Consider the following 16,368-nt stretch of genomic DNA (forward strand, 5'->3'; position numbering starts at 1 on the left):
ATTAAGCCAAACGTAACATATCAGGAAAAGTAGTGAAATCTTTGTCTTCAAGTCGCCGGGAGGTACTTGTAGATTGTTTTCACGTCCACGCCTGTCACATCAGCCACCTGCTGCCGGGTTGCACCGTTCTCCAGCATTCGTCGCGCCCGTTCGACAACCTCAGGGGTCATCACTCTGCGACGTCCGCCGATACGCCCCTGCTCTCTCGCCGCCACCAGTCCTGCGCGGGTCCTCTCCACAATCAGCTCTCGTTCCATCTCTGCCAGCGCGCTCATGACGTGGAAGAAGAAACGCCCCGCGGCCGTTGATGTGTCGATCGAGTCGGTCAGGCTGCGGAAATGAATGCCTTTTTCCTGCAGCTCTGACACCAGCGTAATGAGGTCGCGCACACTGCGCCCCAACCGATCCAGCTTCCAGACCACCAGTGAATCACCAGGACGAAGTCGGCGGATTGCCCGTCGTAGTCCCGGCCGCTTAGCGTTCTTTCCGCTGGCCATATCTTCAAAAATCAGCTCACATTCTGCGCGAATCAGTGCATTTTTCTGTAAATCGAGGTTTTGATCGCCAGTAGACACCCGAGCGTAGCCAATCAGCATGTTGTAACCCTTTGAAAAAGCTGATTGTAAATTGCCTGGGTTATTCGCGTAAACCTGGGTTCAGGCGACGGGCTAAAACTGATTGGTCGCTGCGCGACTGTCGCGTTGCTACGAACTACAGAACCGACGCAGAATATTCAGCTTATTCGGACTATTTCCTATTCCGCAGGGCTGGCGCCAGAAATGCCACGGGGTGGTGGTGATTACGAATATGACCCTGACGACACCACCACGGCCGATGACGGGATACTCACAATTGTTACCAGTGACGGCGCACGCTGGAAGAAAATACTCAACGACCTTGCGCTGACCTGTGCTGATGCGGGGGTATTCCCTTCAGGAGATGATGATACCGATGCCCTTAATGCCTTGTTTACCGTCGTGGCGTCGTTCTGGTGGACGCGCGGGCGTTTCCGGCTGGACATGATGGGGCTGAAATTCAGCTCATCCAGAGGGAATACTGTTGAGTTCGACCCGAACAGAATTGAGTTATGTAACTTTTATATCAACAACGTCTATTACACGTCGACGACGCCATTCGCGATTGTGTGCGCCAGGTCAACGTTGCCATTTCAGGACGGTGTTAATCGCGTTCAGGGGAACGTTGAAAACCTGAAAATAGGGGATTCGACCCGCCATACAACATCGCCGGTGACAGCTCTGTACCTGGTATCTGATGTTAACGGGGCATCGTCAAGCGTGGTCTTTAATAATCTGGTAGCACATGGTTCCAAAAATGGTATTGCTTACGGCAGTCACTGTTATCTGACGACGTTCAACGGCGGCTCCGTCTCTGCCGGAAATAACAATGTTGATGCCGTTACTGCCGGGCTGGAGACTTCTCTGGTGGATATGGGGGAAAACTTCCGATTCAACGGAATGACATTTATGGGGTCCCGGATTTTCAACTGGGGGACACTGGGTGCCGAATTTAACTTCACTGATGTGAGCATGGATTTTGTTGCACTTGGCGTGAATAACGCCTCCGGATTTGTGCTGGATGTGAAGGGTGGTCATGCAGAATTTAATAACAACTATGAGCGCTGGTTCAGTTCATCGAAACCGGCTTATGTCAGTTTTAAACCTGCCTGGGTCGTATGTGACGGGACAAACGCCACAACTGACCATATGTTTTACGATGATACAGGGAAAGGGCAACTGGCTGTCGAAAGCGACGTCACATACTGGTCCGGCACTGCTGTCAAATCCATGATTAACACCCGACTGCTGTCTGATAAATCCAACTCACTGCAGGGACTGCAACCCGCAGTACGTGGTGACCTGAATAAATACCTGGTGGATGGCACCTTCACCCGCAGTACGCTCGTTGACCGCTGGTACGCAGACATGAACGCATCGCGTACTGACCGGCTGACGTCAGATACCACAACCCTGACGCGTGGCACCACAACTGACGCTGACGGTAATACAGTTGGATGCCTGTCAATAGTCAAAAAATCCACAGTGGGTGAGGGGTTCCCGTCTGGTGCGCAACTGGTCGTCAAAGTCCCTCGCGGCACCACGCCTGCGCACATTAAGTTTAAGTATAAGGCGACTACCGAGGGTGTGTCAGTGGTCATCACTTCCCGTCTGGTGACTGTCCTGACGTTCGACAGCAACGGCATACCTGTCTTTGGAGACCGTGTCATTACTTCCGCCGCTACAACGGTGACAGCAGGAACAACGGCAGCAGAATATCGCTCATCAACGGGCCTGAACGTCGTTCAGGATTACATGACATATGACTATGTTCAGTTGAGCATTTCCCTGTTCAACGTCCCGACCGGTGGTGCGGAAGTGAAAATCTACGATGTACTGATTAACAAGATTGGGTGATATATGCATTTTTATATTTTCTTTGATGGCGCTGATTATTACGCAACCCCGCACAAATCCAGAGCCGAGGAATGGCCCGGTGGTGTTCTTTACGAATATGACGCTGACCCTGATGATGATCAGTCTTTGGTTGCTATGGCTGATTACGTCGCTGCACAAACTGGCGTGACGTTGAGTCTGCAGTTCTCATGGTGAGTACCCCGCCATTACTGGCGGGCATCAAACAGTGCAATATTACTGTCGAGGTATTCAAGTAATACGGCACCTCCGTCATCACCGGTGACGGTGAATAAATTGGGTGCCATGCGAAGTCTGGTGTACGGGTGAATATTCGGGGATTCATCATCCCCGGTACCTGATAAAACAACTGTATATTCATTACCCTCAGTGAGTGACCCCACGCGGCAACCTCGCGCTTCAACGCAGGTCAGCACGGTGCCGGCGGCCGGTAATTCATAATCAGACATGTTTTCTCCTGTTAACCTAATTCCAGTTCGGCGTATGAATCCAGCAGCGTGGCGTAGCCAAGAGAATAATTAGCCTTCTGCCCCTTTGACACGCCAAAATTACCGGAAAATGTGCCTTTTGTTCCGGCAAAATACGCAGCCGGTTTCCCGTCAACATTGAAAATTGCACTACCGTTTTCTGCGTCATTCAGTCTCGCAGTGAAATAAACACGCTTATTCGGCTTGCTTGTGTACTCAGTTTCTGTTGTGCTCATCCCCCAGTTAATGCGCAGCCTGCGACCACTGCCAGTAGTGCGGGTACCGCCAACATTAATTTCAGAGTCAGGCGTGTGAGTTTTTACGATGCAGTCAAAGTTTGGCAGATAGACAGGTTCAGCATCGTAGTTGCCCAGAAGGCGAACGTTGTCGATTTTGATGTGGGATGTAGACAGTGAACCACCGTAAATCGCGTATGCAAACTCGCTGGTGCGACCGTTTACGTTCCACTGGATACGACCATCTTCAAGCGTCAGGTTTGCCAACATCCCGTCATCGACGTGAATACAGTGTTTACTGGAAAATGCATACTGGCCATTTCCGTTCACCACGTTGATTTGTTTAACATGTACGTCAACAGTCGGACTATTAGATGTGCCGGAATACGATGTGCTGTTTGTTATGCTGATTGCCTGGTTAATGTGGTACCCCTCCAGGCTGTCAAACACCACGTTTGAAGCAGACCCGATACGAAATCCGCAGTTGGCACCATACAGGCGGGACTGACCGAACCGAACCCAGGAATTAACGATATCCATGCAGTAAAGGTCTTCGGTCTGCTTCACCGTCGGGCTGGCCCCGGCAACGCCGAGATGATGCCCAATATATACACCCTGGCTGTTAAAAATCTTCGCGTTCGCAACACCCAGCAATAAGAAGCCGAAGCGCAGTGAGTTGGCGTTATTAACAAAGAGGTCAGAACCCTCGTATTTGTGAATAACAATATCGTAAGCTGAGTCAACGACAGATCCATCAGTGCAATCCAGTTCCCATATAGACGAAAACTCACCAAATCCATTGGTCCCCGCCAGATAAACCGCGCCTGCGCTCTGATAGGCGTTCACGGTTGATGGATAAAGCCCTTTGATACCCTCCGATTGCTGAGATGGATCGAGGTGTATTTTACCAAAGGTTGCGAGGCCGTAACCGTTGTACTGATATGTGTCAATATGAACTTCAGCGCCCACAATGACTTTCTCAAACTGCACAGCGCGAGATGACAGCTCAGGGATAATCTTATTAACGCCATTAGCCTTAACGCCGCCTTGTATTAAAACGTTCACGTACGGCTTGTAGCACCACTCAAATAAAAATCGCGCCTCACCATGAAATTTAAATTCCCCGACAACACCGCAATTATAACCACCATAATTTCTGAGGTTGTACCGGGTGCTCTCGCTGGTCTGGAATTTATAAATGGTATCAGTAATCTCTACGACATATGGTGTGTCATTGATAATGACCCGACAGTTATAACCGTCTGCGTTTTTCGATGCTGCAAATGCCGCTGCAAATGCTGCATCATCACGTAACCCGCGAGCATAAAAAACAGAAAGTCTGACAACTCGCCCTGAATAAAGCATCGGGCTTAGGGCGTCTTGTACGCTGATTTTCTCTTCCAGCGCAACCAGCGTACCACCACTATTCCCCTCTTCGTCTGAATCCAGGTTTTGGCGAAGCGTATCGCCATCCATCAGAACGAAGTGAGCCACATCATTCGCAAAACTGATTGCGTCGGTACCGGTCGTCGTAAATCCGACATCCGTGGTGGCATTCAGGCGGTAATATTGGTCGTTATACCGGATGTACTGGTTACGGGCGCTGAACTGAAACGGACCGTCTTCATAGTCACCGAGGAACACGTAACCGGAGCTATCAAGAAAAGCCTGGAATCGGTTTTCCTTATCAGCCTGGGAAGCATCAAAAGTGGTTTCCTGTTCGACTATCTGGGTGGAAAAACGGGACTCAAAGTCACTCAGTTTTACCGTAAACGCAGACTCCAGTCCGAACCATGACATGCGGCTACGACCGAGCCGATCACTCCAGAAAGAGGATGTAATATCGTTCAGGGCAAGGTCAAGATTCTGAGCGTTATCAAAAACGTTGCGCATGTCTGCCGACGGGACCGGATCCCGCGTTAAATAAAATGGCATAGGGGTATTACCTCAGAAACAGATCAGGCAGGAATTTCAGGCCAGGCGATATCGGGAGCGGTAGATGTATCAATGCGGCTCAAGGCAACGCGGTATTTTTTCCACTCAGTCAGTTGCATGACTTCTTCGTCGGTCTGGATACCAAGTTCTACAGCGTCGTTTAGAGGGGCTATTTTTGCGTTTGCCTCTCGCATCAACTCGGTTAACAGCTCAATAGCGCTACTCACTTCAGCCTGGTGTTTAGCTTCCGCGTCGTTAACCCAGTTTTCTCCATCCCATTTTTGATAGCTGCCAGCAGGCGCTTTTGTCGTTACCCCTGCTGGTAATTCCCCAAGCGCTGAAATCTCAACAGGCTCGCCAGATGCAGTGCTGTACACGATCTGCCCGCGATGGTCCTCGATAAGGGACCACTGGCCCGCAGCGGCATTGAAAACCGCTGTTTCTCCGGAGGCTATTTCGGGTGGTGAACTTTGAGTGCTGCAGGCAGGCAAGCCAGTGTGAGGCGGGATCGACAATTCTTCAACGCCCACTAACTCCCCCGTATCGTCGCTGATATGGTAAACGGTTACCACCTGAGTTTTGTCAGACATTTCAAAAGCCATTATGCGAGCCTCACGATGTAGTTAAATGCGATGTTTTTAACGGTGTTTTCTGCATTACCTGCAGAATCAACCGTGATGGTGTGTGAGTGGGCTCCAATTACCACGGAGTGAGTGTGTGCGCCTGCAGTGGATGTTGTGCCAAAGGTGCTCCCGCCGTTGCTACCAACTTCCTGATCGCTTCCGCCCTGCTTCTGCATTGGCGATCCCCACGTGTGATTGTGGTCCCCATTGCTGCTTGTCGTTTTGGTACCGAGATCGGTCGATGTGGCCGACGCTGTATGAGAGTGTGATTTAACGCCATCCTGTTCCTGAGACAGCACCGCACGCCCGGTGGCCGGCTTCCCCTTAATGGTCCAGCCTCGCATGTCTGGAATTACACCTGACGGGTAAGCTGTAGCCAGTAACGGGTATGCCGTAAGGCTGAATGCCTGCCCCTGCATGAAAGCGAAATTACCATCTGCCGGCAAAATGTCAGAGGGCCATGGTATGGGGGTGCCAACTGGCAGAGCGCTCCGCGCAACCGTGTTAACTGAACCGATCAGCAGGGATACCAGTTTTGCCGTATCTCCATCATCAAGCACATCCTCTCCGGTTGTCTCAGCCATGAACTGAGCTAAGACGCTCGCCATAACCGTCCCCTGGCGCAGGGCTTTATTAATCTGCGCGGACCGGGCCAGCCCCGCTGTAAATCCTGTAGAAAGGGCGATCAAACCTTCCCATTCCGTCTGAGATGTCACATTTGAGCCAGATGCGATGGCAAACGGTTTAAAGTAATTAACTGGCATCAGAAGTTTTCTCCCCATGCGCCGGACTCAAAGCCAGCGATATAGTCATTTTCGACATCAAATCCAAAGAATTTATATCCATTAGAAGGCGTAACTGTTTCCCTGACTCTTACCCCGGCGGCCTTTACAGTAAGGAGCCCAGCACGTACAACAAAAACAAACTCAGCCGGGAGTTTATCTATTGGGTTAATGTCATATCGCGATGGTGTGTAATCATCAGGAAGAGAAATAAAAGGACCACGGTTCATTCCAGAATCAAATATCAACCGGTCTGTTACAGACATTAAATATTCAGAATCAATGACGATGAGAACTGAGATCGTCATATCCTGATTATCGAGGATGATCATTTTAATCCCAGTACCAGCAAGCGCTGTTTCCAAAATGTCAGGCAGCGCTCCGTTCTGACCATTCCAGTTATTAATCCCTACCCTGGCCTTTAACACGACCCGGTATACGTCATCGCTCAGGTAGGTTAATGCGTCAGAAGACTGATACGGACCAAGCCAGATCCCCTGATCCCAGCCAACTCGCTCTTTGTCCCATTCAAGAAAAACACCAGATATCGGCGCGGCAACAGTCCGGGCTACACCAATCCATTGACCAAGAATATCAAGTTGTGCCCCTACGCCAGTATCTATATCGAACGCAGAGATAAGACCGGACACTGAACCAGACACATCAATTAGCGGCCTTGTCGACAGATCAACATGTTTTACAAATTTTGGTTTTCCTGCATGGTAGTTGGAAATAAGATCGGTGTATTTGCTCATGCTGTCACCGTTATCTCTATATTCTCCACGCTACATGAAACGGCCTCGTCATATACGACTGTGACATTAGCTGCTGCGACAGACTCAGCCGACCGACCTATTAACAGCTCCATAATGTCGTAATATCGCGCATTCCCTCCGCTGACTACGCCGAGGTTCGCCGGGGAATAAACCCGGCTCAGCAGCACACCATCACCAATAGTGAGAGAGTTAATGTACGAAGCAACAGCGGCTTTCATTTCATCGCCAATGTCAGAGGTGTAGCCAGTTAACGCCTTCAGGGTAATTGACACATATACCGGAACATCTACCGGGCGAGAGAAGCGAATGGTATAAGGATTTCCATACTTATCTGTGACTACCACGGCCGTTGTGCCGTAGGTGGAAACTCCCTGCCCCTTCACGCTTCGGATGGTACTGGCAATTTCTGTTGCATCCCCACCCTCAACGACAGCAGAAATAGAGTGCTCTGGTAACCCGTTAGCGTCCGTAATCTCGGTATCATTCTCAAACAGCTTGTGACGGGTTACGCCTTCAACGTTAGCAATTGCACCATCTACCGCGTCAAACGGCGTGAGAGAGGCCAGCGCGACGCTTTGCGCCTGCCTTACGCGTAGCTGCGCATCCGTCTCAGCAGCGACACCTACCGTGGCCGCCAGAGGGTTAGTCACCGAAGACCATCCACGCGTCGGCGTGTTGATGCCATTTACCGACCCCGCCACCGCAGCTACGGCGCCAGCATTCGCACACGTGGCCGTCGCCACCACGGTACCATCAGAGCCAATCACTACCGTCGCCGGCAGATTCCACACCACACTGTTTGTGTCGCGTACCGAACCATTTGTGATGGTCGTGCCGATAGTGCCGGTCAGCAGTAGATCGACCGTCGAATTAGTCGCTGCACGCCGGGTAATGCCGTTAATTTTGACGTTGCTCGTCAGTGCATCTGACAGGGCCGTCGCCGGCGAGAACGAACGGTAAACCGAAATGGCTGTGTTGTTCGCGTCATGAATGGCCAGAGCCACCAGCGCCACCATCTGGCCGTCCTTGCTGTCAGGATCGAGATAGGCATCACTGCTATAAATCTGCTGGAAATAGCCGGTGATAGTATCCAGCACGGTCTGATAGTCTGGCGCACTTATCCCCTCAGCGGTTACCGTTGCCGATAAGCCGAGTGTATCGAGGTCCAAAGACATTACGCCTCCGAGGTTACTGTGGTTGTCCCGTAGAGGGTTTCTACCGTTGCTGTGAACGTTACGCGCCGATTTCTGCCGTCAACGGTAGTATTAAATTCGGTGATAGAGCTGACGCCCTGCGTTTCCAGGATGCGCTGGCGGATGGCCAGGTTGTAGGTGTCAGGTCTCTGTTTGCCGAGGACTGACTGAATCCAGGGTGTTCCCTCTGTGGTATCGAGGAACCACTGACCGTACCAGAGCAGGAAGCGCGTTTTAATGGCCTGCGCGACGGCCTCAGGAGAGTTTACCAGCCAGGTATCATCGCCCTGGCCAAAGGTGTAATCACCGTCATCATCTTCACGTCGGTATCGCATTATTCAGGCCCCCCGGTGCTGTCGTTACCATGCTCAACCCCTCCATGCGTGTGCGTCATCAGGCTCTTACCGCCTGCTGTCACATCGTTGGTTACGGTGACCGGGCCGTGCATCGTGGCCGTGCCTCCGCTCTCACCCATTCCTTGCGACAGGTTGCCGTTGATCGTCACGTTGCCGTTAAGGACGATTTCCGGGGCGTTAATAGTCGCGCTGCCGGCGGTGGTGGCAGTGATATCCCCTCCGGCGGCCACCTCAATGAAAGCCGAACCATCATCGGTACGCAGCTGCGCTCCCGTAGTGCTGATGCCGCCGATTTTCTTCGCCTGCGACTGCGGGCCCACGATACAGAACGCATCCGATAAATCATGCATGCGCCCGTCTACCGGCTCCTGTACACCCCCGCTTTGCCACCAGAAATCAATGCAGCGGTCGGCAAATATCACCAGACACTCATCGCCTTCGCTAACGGGAAAAGTGAGCGTACAGCCGCCCCCGCGGGGGAATACAACTGGAACATCCACCAGCAGCGGATAATCCTTCGTGCTTTTGTTGCCGTCGTTGTCGCGCTCGATGTAGCGGATCGCTGGCTGAACAACAGCCGTCAAAGATTCTGGGTCGAATGACTGGATGATCCCCGGCAGTGCTACGCGCATTTGCTCGCTAAGCGTCTTTCGCTCAGACGCCAGAACCTCCGCCAGCGCCCCACTACGGGTTTGGCTTGATACGCCCATGTTTTCTCCAGATAATGATTACCCTCACTTAGTGAGGGGTAGAATAAAAATTTAATTACTTAGTATTTTTGACTACAGGAGATACCTATGGGCTTCAGATTTAGGAAGCGGATACGCATAGCTCCAGGCCTAGCAATCAATATCAGCAAGAGTGGCGTTAGTACGTCGATTGGCCCAAAAGGCGCCACTACCAACATAAGTGGAAGAGGAATAAAAACCACCGTTGGAATTCCGGGATCCGGTTTGTCATACACCGTTGGCCCAGGGAAAAAATCTGGAAAAGCTACATCGGAAGAGGAATTTTCAGAACAGGAACCAACGGCTCAAAGGGAAGGGATCCATTGGTGGAGGCTTGCAGTTTTCATCATTGCCGCCATAGTTCTATCGCAAATATTTAAGCAGTGAGATTTTAGCCCTGATTAACTCAGGGCTTTTTTATACTGTTTTGCATGGATATGAACCAATCAATTTAGGCGCATCCATACTGTTCTGTAGCAGTTGAACATTGAGCCAAGATTTGCCATCCCGCTTGATGAATTGAAATCCGTAATTATTTCCATCACGGGAAGGCATTATACCCATATCCCATTTGGCATTTGATTCGTCACCTTTCTTTCCGAGATATTTAACCTTTTGACTGGTAACCAATTCTCCATTGATTCTTACCAGACCCTCAGAATCGTTAATAGTTAGCTTGTAACCGCCACATTGGATGGCAGAAAGTGCCGGTGCAGAAAATAAAGCGATCAATATCAATAATTTTTTCACCCAGCGCCTCTCTCCAGTGCTGATTGAGTTTTTAGATCCATCGCGCCACGCGCTTCACACATCATATCCATGTACCACGCCTGGCCCCTTGTGTCGCCAGTGTACATAATGCCGCGCACAATATAAACGCCGTCGGTCGCAATACTGGCCGGTTGTGCGGTGGTGCCTTCGACGGTGATATTGCCGTTGTTATTCTGGTCGGTGATACGCCCCTGCGTCATGGCGATGTCATTATTACCCAGCACGGTGCGGTACACGGAAGCCTGGTTAAGCTCAATCAGACCATTAACCCGGATGTTGGGGTTAATCAGGCAGCGCACGTTCACTCCACTGCCGATGGTCTGCTGGGGCATACCGATCAGGCCTGTGGCGCTGTTCAGCTTAATAGCATCGTGAACGACTTCGTTTTTCGCCACCATCTCACGCTTACCATCAACAAACATCCAGTCAGCCTGGCATTGATCGGCAACGTTATCCATCAGGTGACGAGTCATGCCAAACAGCACCCGTCCACGCGGGTAAACAGTCGCAGGCATGGCCGGGGTGTTACCCTCTGTCGCGCCTTTCGCGTTGAAATCCTTCATCAGCGCAACATTGACGTCAGCAACCGTATAGCCCGCCGCAAGCGTCTGCGTCGTGATCGAGGTGGCAAATGCGCGGTCAGAATCGGCCGCCTGAATTAGCACAAAGCTGTCGATGGGGTTATCCTTACCGGTGATGGTGTAGCGGATCTCGCCATCAAAGATCAGCCCATAATTTCGCCCGTCCATCTGGCCCATGTCATCGGGGTTTACCGTTCGTGCAACGCCGACCTGACTGGCGGAAACATCCGCTGCAATACCGTCATAACCGGCGATAACCCTGATCCGGGTAAACTCCTCACCGACAATACGGTTTGCGGTATCCGCGGCGAGGTTATAAATCTTGAAGGTCCCCACCCTCGTTTCGCTGCTGAGATTAAACCAGTCAAGCGTAAAGGTGACTTTGAAGCCCCCAAAATCGGTAGCGTTGCCTTTCGAATCGACCAGCTGCAGCTCAAAATGGCGCATCCAGTTCTGTGACATGATTACTCCGTTACCACGTAGAGGTGACTATTTATTCCTAGATCGCTTTCGGTGGGGTTGTCATTAGCCGCGTTATCGCAGCCGACATAAAGCGAAAAGCCCAGCCCGAGATAGCGGTATTGCGCCAGCAGGTCAGCGCCGGTGATCAGGGGTACACCCTTAATCAGGTCGGCGCCGCTGCTATCCATGATATCGAGGCACCAGAACGCGGAACGCCAGGTAACAGCCATTTGATAGCTCTGGCCAGCCAGCGCAATAGCGAATTGTTGATTGTCTGGTGATAGCGGGATTTCTGATACGGCCATTTATCCTCCGGTTGCGTAGCCAGCCAGCCGGCTTAACAGGGACTCATTTTTCGCCGCCGGCGTTTTTACTCCTGAGTTCTGCACTGCTGAAGTATTCGCCCCCAGTTTCATGTCTTCTTTGACTGCTACCTGCGTGGTGGTCGTGCTCGTGATAATGACCTCGCGAAGCGTAAGTACAGCAGACAACACATTTTCTGACGTCCTGTCGGTCGTGACCTCCAGCGCACGGATCAGCATGTTGGAGTAAATCCGCTTACCGGTCACCACATCGAAAGGTACCCTGCTGTTCTGCAGGTCCAATAGTTCCTGATACGTTTCTTTCGGACTAAGGCCCACACTCAATCCGAAAGACGTGGTATCAAGAAAGTCGAGCAGCGATCCACCGCCAGCAAATCCGACCTGCATAACCACTTCTGACGGACGTCGGTAGGCGTGGTCAGAAATTGCAGCGCCGACCTCTACCGGGTGTTCGGTAATTTCCAGCGTGTCATTGTGCTTTTCAGAAATGACGACACTGGGAACGATCAGCCCGATGCGACGGCTCTGCTGCTGAAACAACGTAGAGAGGATATCCATCAGCCTGCCCCGCTTTGATTAACCCGCAACACCCTGGCATTCGCTTCAAGCTGCCGGCGCCCGACTTCCTGGCCGACTTCCTGAGCGTTTGCGCCGTAGATGTTGTAGGTGTTCTGCTGCTGAACCTGTGCACCAGCCGCCTGATGAGCCAGTGGGCTGTTCCAGTTCGAATAGCCCTCTTTACGAGCCATTGACTGCATAAGGGCCCCCATCGTATTTGGATCGGACAGGTTAAGCGCCGCCGTCGGCGACACCCCCATCCAACCTGCTACCTGTCGGGCATACTGCTGCGGGTCGTTATTGTCGCCCGCCGGGGCCCAGGTGCTGACGATATCCATAATGGACTGCAGGCGGCGACCTGTCGTTTTCCCCGTGAAGTAGCGCATCAGCTGGTTTTTCATCGCCGACCAGCCTTCCAGAGCTGATCCGAACGCACGGAAGCCACCACCGCCGACAGGGCGAATGTTCCCAGGATTGTTGTTGCGATCGGCAAGCGTTTTCTGCTCATGCTGATACCATCCGCCATCACTGAAGCGGGTTTTAACCTCCTCCCAGAAGCCCAGCACCTTACCTCGCGCGTTGACGGCGCTACTGGTTACGCCTGGCAACGCATCGGGCTGATCGCTCCCTTGTTTGAGTAGAGCCTTGCCGATGCTTGCTGCATCAGACCAGCGACCGTCTTTGATGGCGTTAAGCAGGTCACCAATCATGCTCAGCATTTTGCTGAACTCGCCCATCTGGGTAATGAAGTTGCTGAAATCCCACTTCAAAGACCAGGACTTGGGATCGATGTTTAGCAGTTTCGCCAGCGCTTTCCCGAGGTCAAAAACCGTTTGTTTCAGGTCGCCGACCATTTTCAGCGCTGCGTCTACTTCAGGCTTCCATTTACCCCAGTCGATGAGGCTTTTGCCGCCCTCTTTCCAGGTCTGGTAATCCTCCCAGAGCAACGCTACAGCAGCCGCAAGACCGAGAACCCACGTAATCGGAGAAGCCAGCATTGCGCGGTTCAGCAGCCACCACGCGGCGGTAAGTGCACCAAGCAGCTCTATCAGCTCCTGAGACTGTTTATCGAGAGAATCCCACCAGTTACTGATACCCTCACCTAACTGGATAAGACGGTAAATAACCCTGCCGACCATTTCACCAGCCCAGAGGATACCCTTAACCGTCGAGGTGATTACGACTTCGATTTTCGGGAAGTTATCCAGAATCTGGCGCCGCAACCGGTCCAGCGACCCGGCCAGGCCATCAGCGAGGCCGGAACCGATTTTATCCCGTGCCATGCCGGCCATCAGGCCGAAGGAGCGCAGCGAGGTCATGAACTTGTTTGAACTGACGGCAGCCACATCGGCGTTATAGCCGATAGCCTTTGCCATTGCGGTATATTCGCCACTGAACTGGCCGATACCGCGACGCATAGCCATCAGGGTATTTTCATCAATACCCAGCATCTGTGCGTACTGATTAGCCCTGTAATACGGCATGCTGCTAAGACGCTGACCGACGCCGGTGAAGATGCTGGCCATATCCCGCATGTTGCCCTTAGCATCGCGAGTCTGCACGCCAAGACGATTCAGGAAGCCTTCAGCACCGGGGTTGTTACGCACGAACCGTGACAGGTTTTCAAGTGAGCCTCGGGCGGCGTCCACGCTGCCACCCATCTGGCTGACGGCATACCCGATTTGCTTAATGCCCTGCACCGTCGCGCCAGTACGCTGAGAAGCCCAGTACAGGTTATCGAGGCTGCTGGCGATTTTGGCGGTAAACGCCACCACTGAAGCAGCAGCCAGTTCAACTTTGGTACCAAGCTCAATCGCCTTAAGCGTCGTCCCGGCAACCACGGCATCAAATTTTCTGGCGCCAGCTTCGTCGACTTTGAACCCAAGCGAGATCAGAAAGTCCTTGAGCGTTTCAGCGTTCATTGTCCTCTCTCCATTTCGCTATGCGGTAGTCGTTATCGGCTTTGAGGTCCAGCCAGTCATTCATGCGGGCAATGTCAGCCAGGTCGACTGACCCGTCCTTCAGTGCGGTATAGGGGATATACCCGGCTTCCACCGGGCGCATCAGGAAGCTTTCACCTTCAGGAAGAGTTTCCAGCGTCAGGCCACTGGCGGGGTGGACGTCTCGCTGGCGGGGAGTTCTTTCAAAAAATTTCCCAGACTATCGGCGACCACCCGCGCCACCAGCTGCAGCATGGTAAACAGGTCCGTATCGTCGAACATCAGTACGCCCTGATCGAAGACTTTCGCCCAGCCCTTTTCGTGCTGGCGGGAAACGACGCTCAGGCACGGATAAATAACCGCATTAACATCCTCGTCCGGCAGCGCGGCCAGCGTGTCGGCGATTTTCGGCAGCACACTTTCCAGCACAGCACCAGAGTTACCCGCAGCGGCCTGCGCTTTCAGCGTGGAAAATTCACTAACGAGCCCGGCCAGCACCGGCAGCAGCTTACGGCTGACCTTCAGTTGCTGGAATACGTCGAGTTTAGCGGTTCGGTAATTAACGCCCTTGATTTCAAATTCCATCTGTTAAAACTCCCCCAGCAGCTGGTCAATCTTGCCGCAGTCAAAAACCCACGACACTGTGTTGCCAACCTTTGCATTGGCGTGATCCGGCTGTTTCTGGAAGGCGCAGGAACGCGCTGTCGAGATGTCGCCAGAGACTTTGTTTCGCACAACGATGACGTTATTACCCCAGGTTGCTGAAGACTGGCTCTGTGCGTTGTACATCAGAGACAGTTTTTTGTTGACCGGGGAGGTCTTAAGCAGCGTTACCGTGATGGTGCCGCTCTTACCGGCGTGAAGGCTGTGCATCACTTCCCCGTCAGCGCCGACAGTCATGGTGTTTTTTGCCTCTGCCATGACTACGGTGATCCCCTCTTCGGAGTTCGCCGAGCCGTAACCCAGATCGATACTGCCGGTCGGGCCCGTCAGGGATGCAGAGACGTCAATAAAAGAGTAAGTAGACATTTAGTTCCCCTTAACGAACCACGTTGATCTGTACGTCGCCATAGTGAATGGCACCCGCCAGCTTAATCGCCGCCTGAATCACCGGCGACTTACGCGCTTCCCTGTCGGATTGCGCCTGGTTGGCTACCGCGTCGGCGTAGACGTAGTAACCCTTGGTCAGGGTATCACCGGACTGAATCTGTCCAATCGGGCCGCCGTTCCACACACCCGGCGCCACCAGACCGTTATTAACCGCCTGGTCGAGTGAGGCTTCGACGTTGGTCATTAAACGGGTTACGCCAGCGTCGGTCTGCGGGATTTTGGTAGTCGAGGTGTACAGCAGGTTATAGAGATTGGTCTGAACGTAGTTCTGCAGCCAGTCCAGGCCATGGCGCTCGTCGAAGAAGTCACCGTTCGCCATCACGCCCTGCTGGATAATCGCCGTATCGTTTGCGTAGTAGACGTAGACGTTACCGTTAATGGCATCAATGGCGGCAGCCTGTGCGGTTGTCAGCGTCTCGTACGTCACACCAGGCTCGGTTTTGAATTTCAGGGTGATCGTGGTGTTGTTGCCGGTGAAGTTCACCGTGAACGCGCGGCCAAATGCCGAGATAGCGGCGTATTTGCTGCTGGAGCTGTACTGCCAGAATGTACGTCCATAACCCGCGGCTTTCAGCTTGTAGCCGATATTGTCGGTATTGCCTGCCACCAGCACGTTCACATCATCAGTGGTAACGGCCAGAATGCGGCTAAGGCTGGATGCCTCGATCGCCGCGGCGACGGAAATCACGTCAGCCTCAACCAGATCGGCGCTGTCGGCAATCGCCAGCCCATACCAGTTGGTATATTGCAGAGAGGCATTCACCGCCTGCAGCAGCGTTTCAACCGCCCCGGCTTCGCCTTCCGCCAGCGTTTTCGCCCAGCGCCCGATATAAACCAGCGTTGGTTTTGGTGACTGTGAAAAGAAGATGGTCGCCGCTTCGTATTCCGGGGAGTCAACGCCAAAATCATCGCCGATATCTTCAATGGCCGAATACTGGCGAATGCGCTCGGTCACCGGAATAACGGTAGAGGTTCCCAGAATGAGGAGCGCACCGAAGTTTCGCCCCGTTGCCGCTACCGGTGACATGATGACGTCAACGTTAACGACATTGGAAACAGGTAAGCCCTGTGCCATGT

General features: G+C 52.6%; 21 protein-coding genes. 3 read left to right on the top strand and 18 right to left on the bottom strand.

All coding sequences use genetic code 11. The features are described from left to right. Positions 1-47: 47 nt before the first annotated feature. Complete coding sequence (locus tag MC50_RS22085; RefSeq protein ID WP_047664944.1) at positions 48-596, bottom strand: recombinase family protein; 549 nt, start codon at positions 594-596, stop codon at positions 48-50. A 183-nt stretch (positions 597-779) separates the two neighbouring features. Between MC50_RS22085 and MC50_RS22090 the strand changes: the two genes are divergently transcribed. After that, the gene (locus MC50_RS22090) at positions 780-2,432 is read left to right on the top strand and encodes a hypothetical protein (protein WP_047664945.1); all 1,653 of its coding nucleotides are present in this window, start codon (positions 780-782) and stop codon (positions 2,430-2,432) included. Between the two features lie 3 nt (positions 2,433-2,435). Beyond that, positions 2,436-2,627: a hypothetical protein gene (locus MC50_RS28575; RefSeq protein ID WP_127913557.1), complete on the top strand. Its 192-nt coding sequence runs from the start codon at positions 2,436-2,438 to the stop codon at positions 2,625-2,627. Between the two features lie 11 nt (positions 2,628-2,638). Here the strand turns inward: MC50_RS28575 and MC50_RS22095 are convergent, their stop codons facing one another. Genes MC50_RS22095 through MC50_RS22130 form a run of 8 tightly spaced genes read right to left on the bottom strand, consistent with a single transcriptional unit; the run spans position 2,639 to position 9,528 of the window. Further along, a complete protein-coding gene (locus MC50_RS22095; RefSeq protein WP_047664946.1) occupies positions 2,639-2,899 on the bottom strand; it encodes a hypothetical protein in 261 nt (86 codons plus the stop codon). A gap of 11 nt (positions 2,900-2,910) precedes the next feature. Next, positions 2,911-5,088, bottom strand: coding sequence for a hypothetical protein (locus tag MC50_RS28705; RefSeq protein ID WP_047664947.1), 2,178 nt, complete (start codon positions 5,086-5,088; stop codon positions 2,911-2,913). 23 nt (positions 5,089-5,111) lie between these two features. Then, entirely contained in the window at positions 5,112-5,690 is a 579-nt protein-coding gene (locus MC50_RS22105) for a tail fiber assembly protein (RefSeq protein ID WP_047664948.1), read from the bottom strand. Then, positions 5,690-6,475: a phage tail protein gene (locus tag MC50_RS22110; RefSeq protein ID WP_047664949.1), complete on the bottom strand. Its 786-nt coding sequence runs from the start codon at positions 6,473-6,475 to the stop codon at positions 5,690-5,692. Before MC50_RS22110 ends, MC50_RS22105 begins: the two co-directional genes overlap by 1 nt. Continuing rightward, complete coding sequence (locus MC50_RS22115) at positions 6,475-7,248, bottom strand: DUF2612 domain-containing protein (RefSeq protein WP_047664950.1); 774 nt, start codon at positions 7,246-7,248, stop codon at positions 6,475-6,477. Before MC50_RS22115 ends, MC50_RS22110 begins: the two co-directional genes overlap by 1 nt. Then, the gene (locus MC50_RS22120) at positions 7,245-8,444 is read right to left on the bottom strand and encodes a baseplate J/gp47 family protein (RefSeq protein ID WP_047664951.1); all 1,200 of its coding nucleotides are present in this window, start codon (positions 8,442-8,444) and stop codon (positions 7,245-7,247) included. Before MC50_RS22120 ends, MC50_RS22115 begins: the two co-directional genes overlap by 4 nt. Further along, positions 8,444-8,797, bottom strand: a complete 354-nt coding sequence (locus MC50_RS22125) for a thioredoxin domain-containing protein (protein ID WP_047664952.1) — start codon at positions 8,795-8,797, stop codon at positions 8,444-8,446. Before MC50_RS22125 ends, MC50_RS22120 begins: the two co-directional genes overlap by 1 nt. After that, on the bottom strand, positions 8,797-9,528 hold the full coding sequence (locus MC50_RS22130) for a Gp138 family membrane-puncturing spike protein (protein ID WP_047664953.1): 732 nt from the start codon (positions 9,526-9,528) through the stop codon (positions 8,797-8,799). The genes MC50_RS22125 and MC50_RS22130 overlap by 1 nt, the downstream gene beginning before the upstream one ends. An 87-nt stretch (positions 9,529-9,615) precedes the next feature. Between MC50_RS22130 and MC50_RS22135 the strand changes: the two genes are divergently transcribed. Further along, the gene (locus MC50_RS22135) at positions 9,616-9,933 is read left to right on the top strand and encodes a DUF4236 domain-containing protein (protein WP_000506882.1); all 318 of its coding nucleotides are present in this window, start codon (positions 9,616-9,618) and stop codon (positions 9,931-9,933) included. Between the two features lie 30 nt (positions 9,934-9,963). Here the strand turns inward: MC50_RS22135 and MC50_RS22140 are convergent, their stop codons facing one another. From MC50_RS22140 to MC50_RS22180, 9 genes are read right to left on the bottom strand one after another with little or no spacing between them, the layout of a single operon-like run. Further along, a complete protein-coding gene (locus MC50_RS22140; RefSeq protein WP_000734772.1) occupies positions 9,964-10,296 on the bottom strand; it encodes a hypothetical protein in 333 nt (110 codons plus the stop codon). Further along, positions 10,293-11,360, bottom strand: a complete 1,068-nt coding sequence (locus MC50_RS22145; protein WP_047664954.1) for a hypothetical protein — start codon at positions 11,358-11,360, stop codon at positions 10,293-10,295. Before MC50_RS22145 ends, MC50_RS22140 begins: the two co-directional genes overlap by 4 nt. Positions 11,361-11,362: 2 nt before the next feature. Then, positions 11,363-11,665, bottom strand: coding sequence for a phage baseplate plug family protein (locus tag MC50_RS22150; RefSeq protein ID WP_044347038.1), 303 nt, complete (start codon positions 11,663-11,665; stop codon positions 11,363-11,365). After that, positions 11,666-12,241: a phage baseplate protein gene (locus tag MC50_RS22155; protein WP_047664955.1), complete on the bottom strand. Its 576-nt coding sequence runs from the start codon at positions 12,239-12,241 to the stop codon at positions 11,666-11,668. After that, positions 12,241-14,163, bottom strand: a complete 1,923-nt coding sequence (locus MC50_RS22160) for a bacteriophage protein (RefSeq protein WP_047664956.1) — start codon at positions 14,161-14,163, stop codon at positions 12,241-12,243. Before MC50_RS22160 ends, MC50_RS22155 begins: the two co-directional genes overlap by 1 nt. After that, a complete protein-coding gene (locus tag MC50_RS22165) occupies positions 14,153-14,305 on the bottom strand; it encodes a DUF6889 family protein (RefSeq protein WP_047664957.1) in 153 nt (50 codons plus the stop codon). The genes MC50_RS22160 and MC50_RS22165 overlap by 11 nt, the downstream gene beginning before the upstream one ends. Positions 14,306-14,340: 35 nt before the next feature. Then, the gene (locus MC50_RS22170; RefSeq protein WP_047664958.1) at positions 14,341-14,766 is read right to left on the bottom strand and encodes a phage tail assembly chaperone; all 426 of its coding nucleotides are present in this window, start codon (positions 14,764-14,766) and stop codon (positions 14,341-14,343) included. Positions 14,767-14,769: 3 nt separating this feature from the next. Next, positions 14,770-15,210, bottom strand: a complete 441-nt coding sequence (locus MC50_RS22175; RefSeq protein WP_004199809.1) for a DUF3277 family protein — start codon at positions 15,208-15,210, stop codon at positions 14,770-14,772. Positions 15,211-15,220: 10 nt separating this feature from the next. Then, on the bottom strand, positions 15,221-16,366 hold the full coding sequence (locus MC50_RS22180) for a DUF3383 family protein (RefSeq protein WP_047664959.1): 1,146 nt from the start codon (positions 16,364-16,366) through the stop codon (positions 15,221-15,223). Positions 16,367-16,368 lie beyond the last annotated feature (2 nt).

It is taken from the genome of Klebsiella planticola, assembly GCF_000783935.2.
Classification (GTDB): domain Bacteria; phylum Pseudomonadota; class Gammaproteobacteria; order Enterobacterales; family Enterobacteriaceae; genus Klebsiella; species Klebsiella planticola.

Bases quoted from the DNA above. Each gene is read 5' to 3' on its own strand.
- MC50_RS22085 (WP_047664944.1), bottom strand. From the start codon at position 596: ATGCTGATTGGCTACGCTCGGGTGTCTACTGGCGATCAAAACCTCGAT.
- MC50_RS22090 (WP_047664945.1), top strand. From the start codon at position 780: ATGCCACGGGGTGGTGGTGATTACGAATATGACCCTGACGACACCACC.
- MC50_RS28575 (WP_127913557.1), top strand. From the start codon at position 2,436: ATGCATTTTTATATTTTCTTTGATGGCGCTGATTATTACGCAACCCCG.
- MC50_RS22095 (WP_047664946.1), bottom strand. From the start codon at position 2,899: ATGTCTGATTATGAATTACCGGCCGCCGGCACCGTGCTGACCTGCGTT.
- MC50_RS28705 (WP_047664947.1), bottom strand. From the start codon at position 5,088: ATGCCATTTTATTTAACGCGGGATCCGGTCCCGTCGGCAGACATGCGC.
- MC50_RS22105 (WP_047664948.1), bottom strand. From the start codon at position 5,690: ATGGCTTTTGAAATGTCTGACAAAACTCAGGTGGTAACCGTTTACCAT.
- MC50_RS22110 (WP_047664949.1), bottom strand. From the start codon at position 6,475: ATGCCAGTTAATTACTTTAAACCGTTTGCCATCGCATCTGGCTCAAAT.
- MC50_RS22115 (WP_047664950.1), bottom strand. From the start codon at position 7,248: ATGAGCAAATACACCGATCTTATTTCCAACTACCATGCAGGAAAACCA.
- MC50_RS22120 (WP_047664951.1), bottom strand. From the start codon at position 8,444: ATGTCTTTGGACCTCGATACACTCGGCTTATCGGCAACGGTAACCGCT.
- MC50_RS22125 (WP_047664952.1), bottom strand. From the start codon at position 8,797: ATGCGATACCGACGTGAAGATGATGACGGTGATTACACCTTTGGCCAG.
- MC50_RS22130 (WP_047664953.1), bottom strand. From the start codon at position 9,528: ATGGGCGTATCAAGCCAAACCCGTAGTGGGGCGCTGGCGGAGGTTCTG.
- MC50_RS22135 (WP_000506882.1), top strand. From the start codon at position 9,616: ATGGGCTTCAGATTTAGGAAGCGGATACGCATAGCTCCAGGCCTAGCA.
- MC50_RS22145 (WP_047664954.1), bottom strand. From the start codon at position 11,360: ATGTCACAGAACTGGATGCGCCATTTTGAGCTGCAGCTGGTCGATTCG.
- MC50_RS22150 (WP_044347038.1), bottom strand. From the start codon at position 11,665: ATGGCCGTATCAGAAATCCCGCTATCACCAGACAATCAACAATTCGCT.
- MC50_RS22155 (WP_047664955.1), bottom strand. From the start codon at position 12,241: ATGGATATCCTCTCTACGTTGTTTCAGCAGCAGAGCCGTCGCATCGGG.
- MC50_RS22160 (WP_047664956.1), bottom strand. From the start codon at position 14,163: ATGAACGCTGAAACGCTCAAGGACTTTCTGATCTCGCTTGGGTTCAAA.
- MC50_RS22165 (WP_047664957.1), bottom strand. From the start codon at position 14,305: ATGCGCCCGGTGGAAGCCGGGTATATCCCCTATACCGCACTGAAGGAC.
- MC50_RS22170 (WP_047664958.1), bottom strand. From the start codon at position 14,766: ATGGAATTTGAAATCAAGGGCGTTAATTACCGAACCGCTAAACTCGAC.
- MC50_RS22175 (WP_004199809.1), bottom strand. From the start codon at position 15,210: ATGTCTACTTACTCTTTTATTGACGTCTCTGCATCCCTGACGGGCCCG.
- MC50_RS22180 (WP_047664959.1), bottom strand. From the start codon at position 16,366: ATGGCACAGGGCTTACCTGTTTCCAATGTCGTTAACGTTGACGTCATC.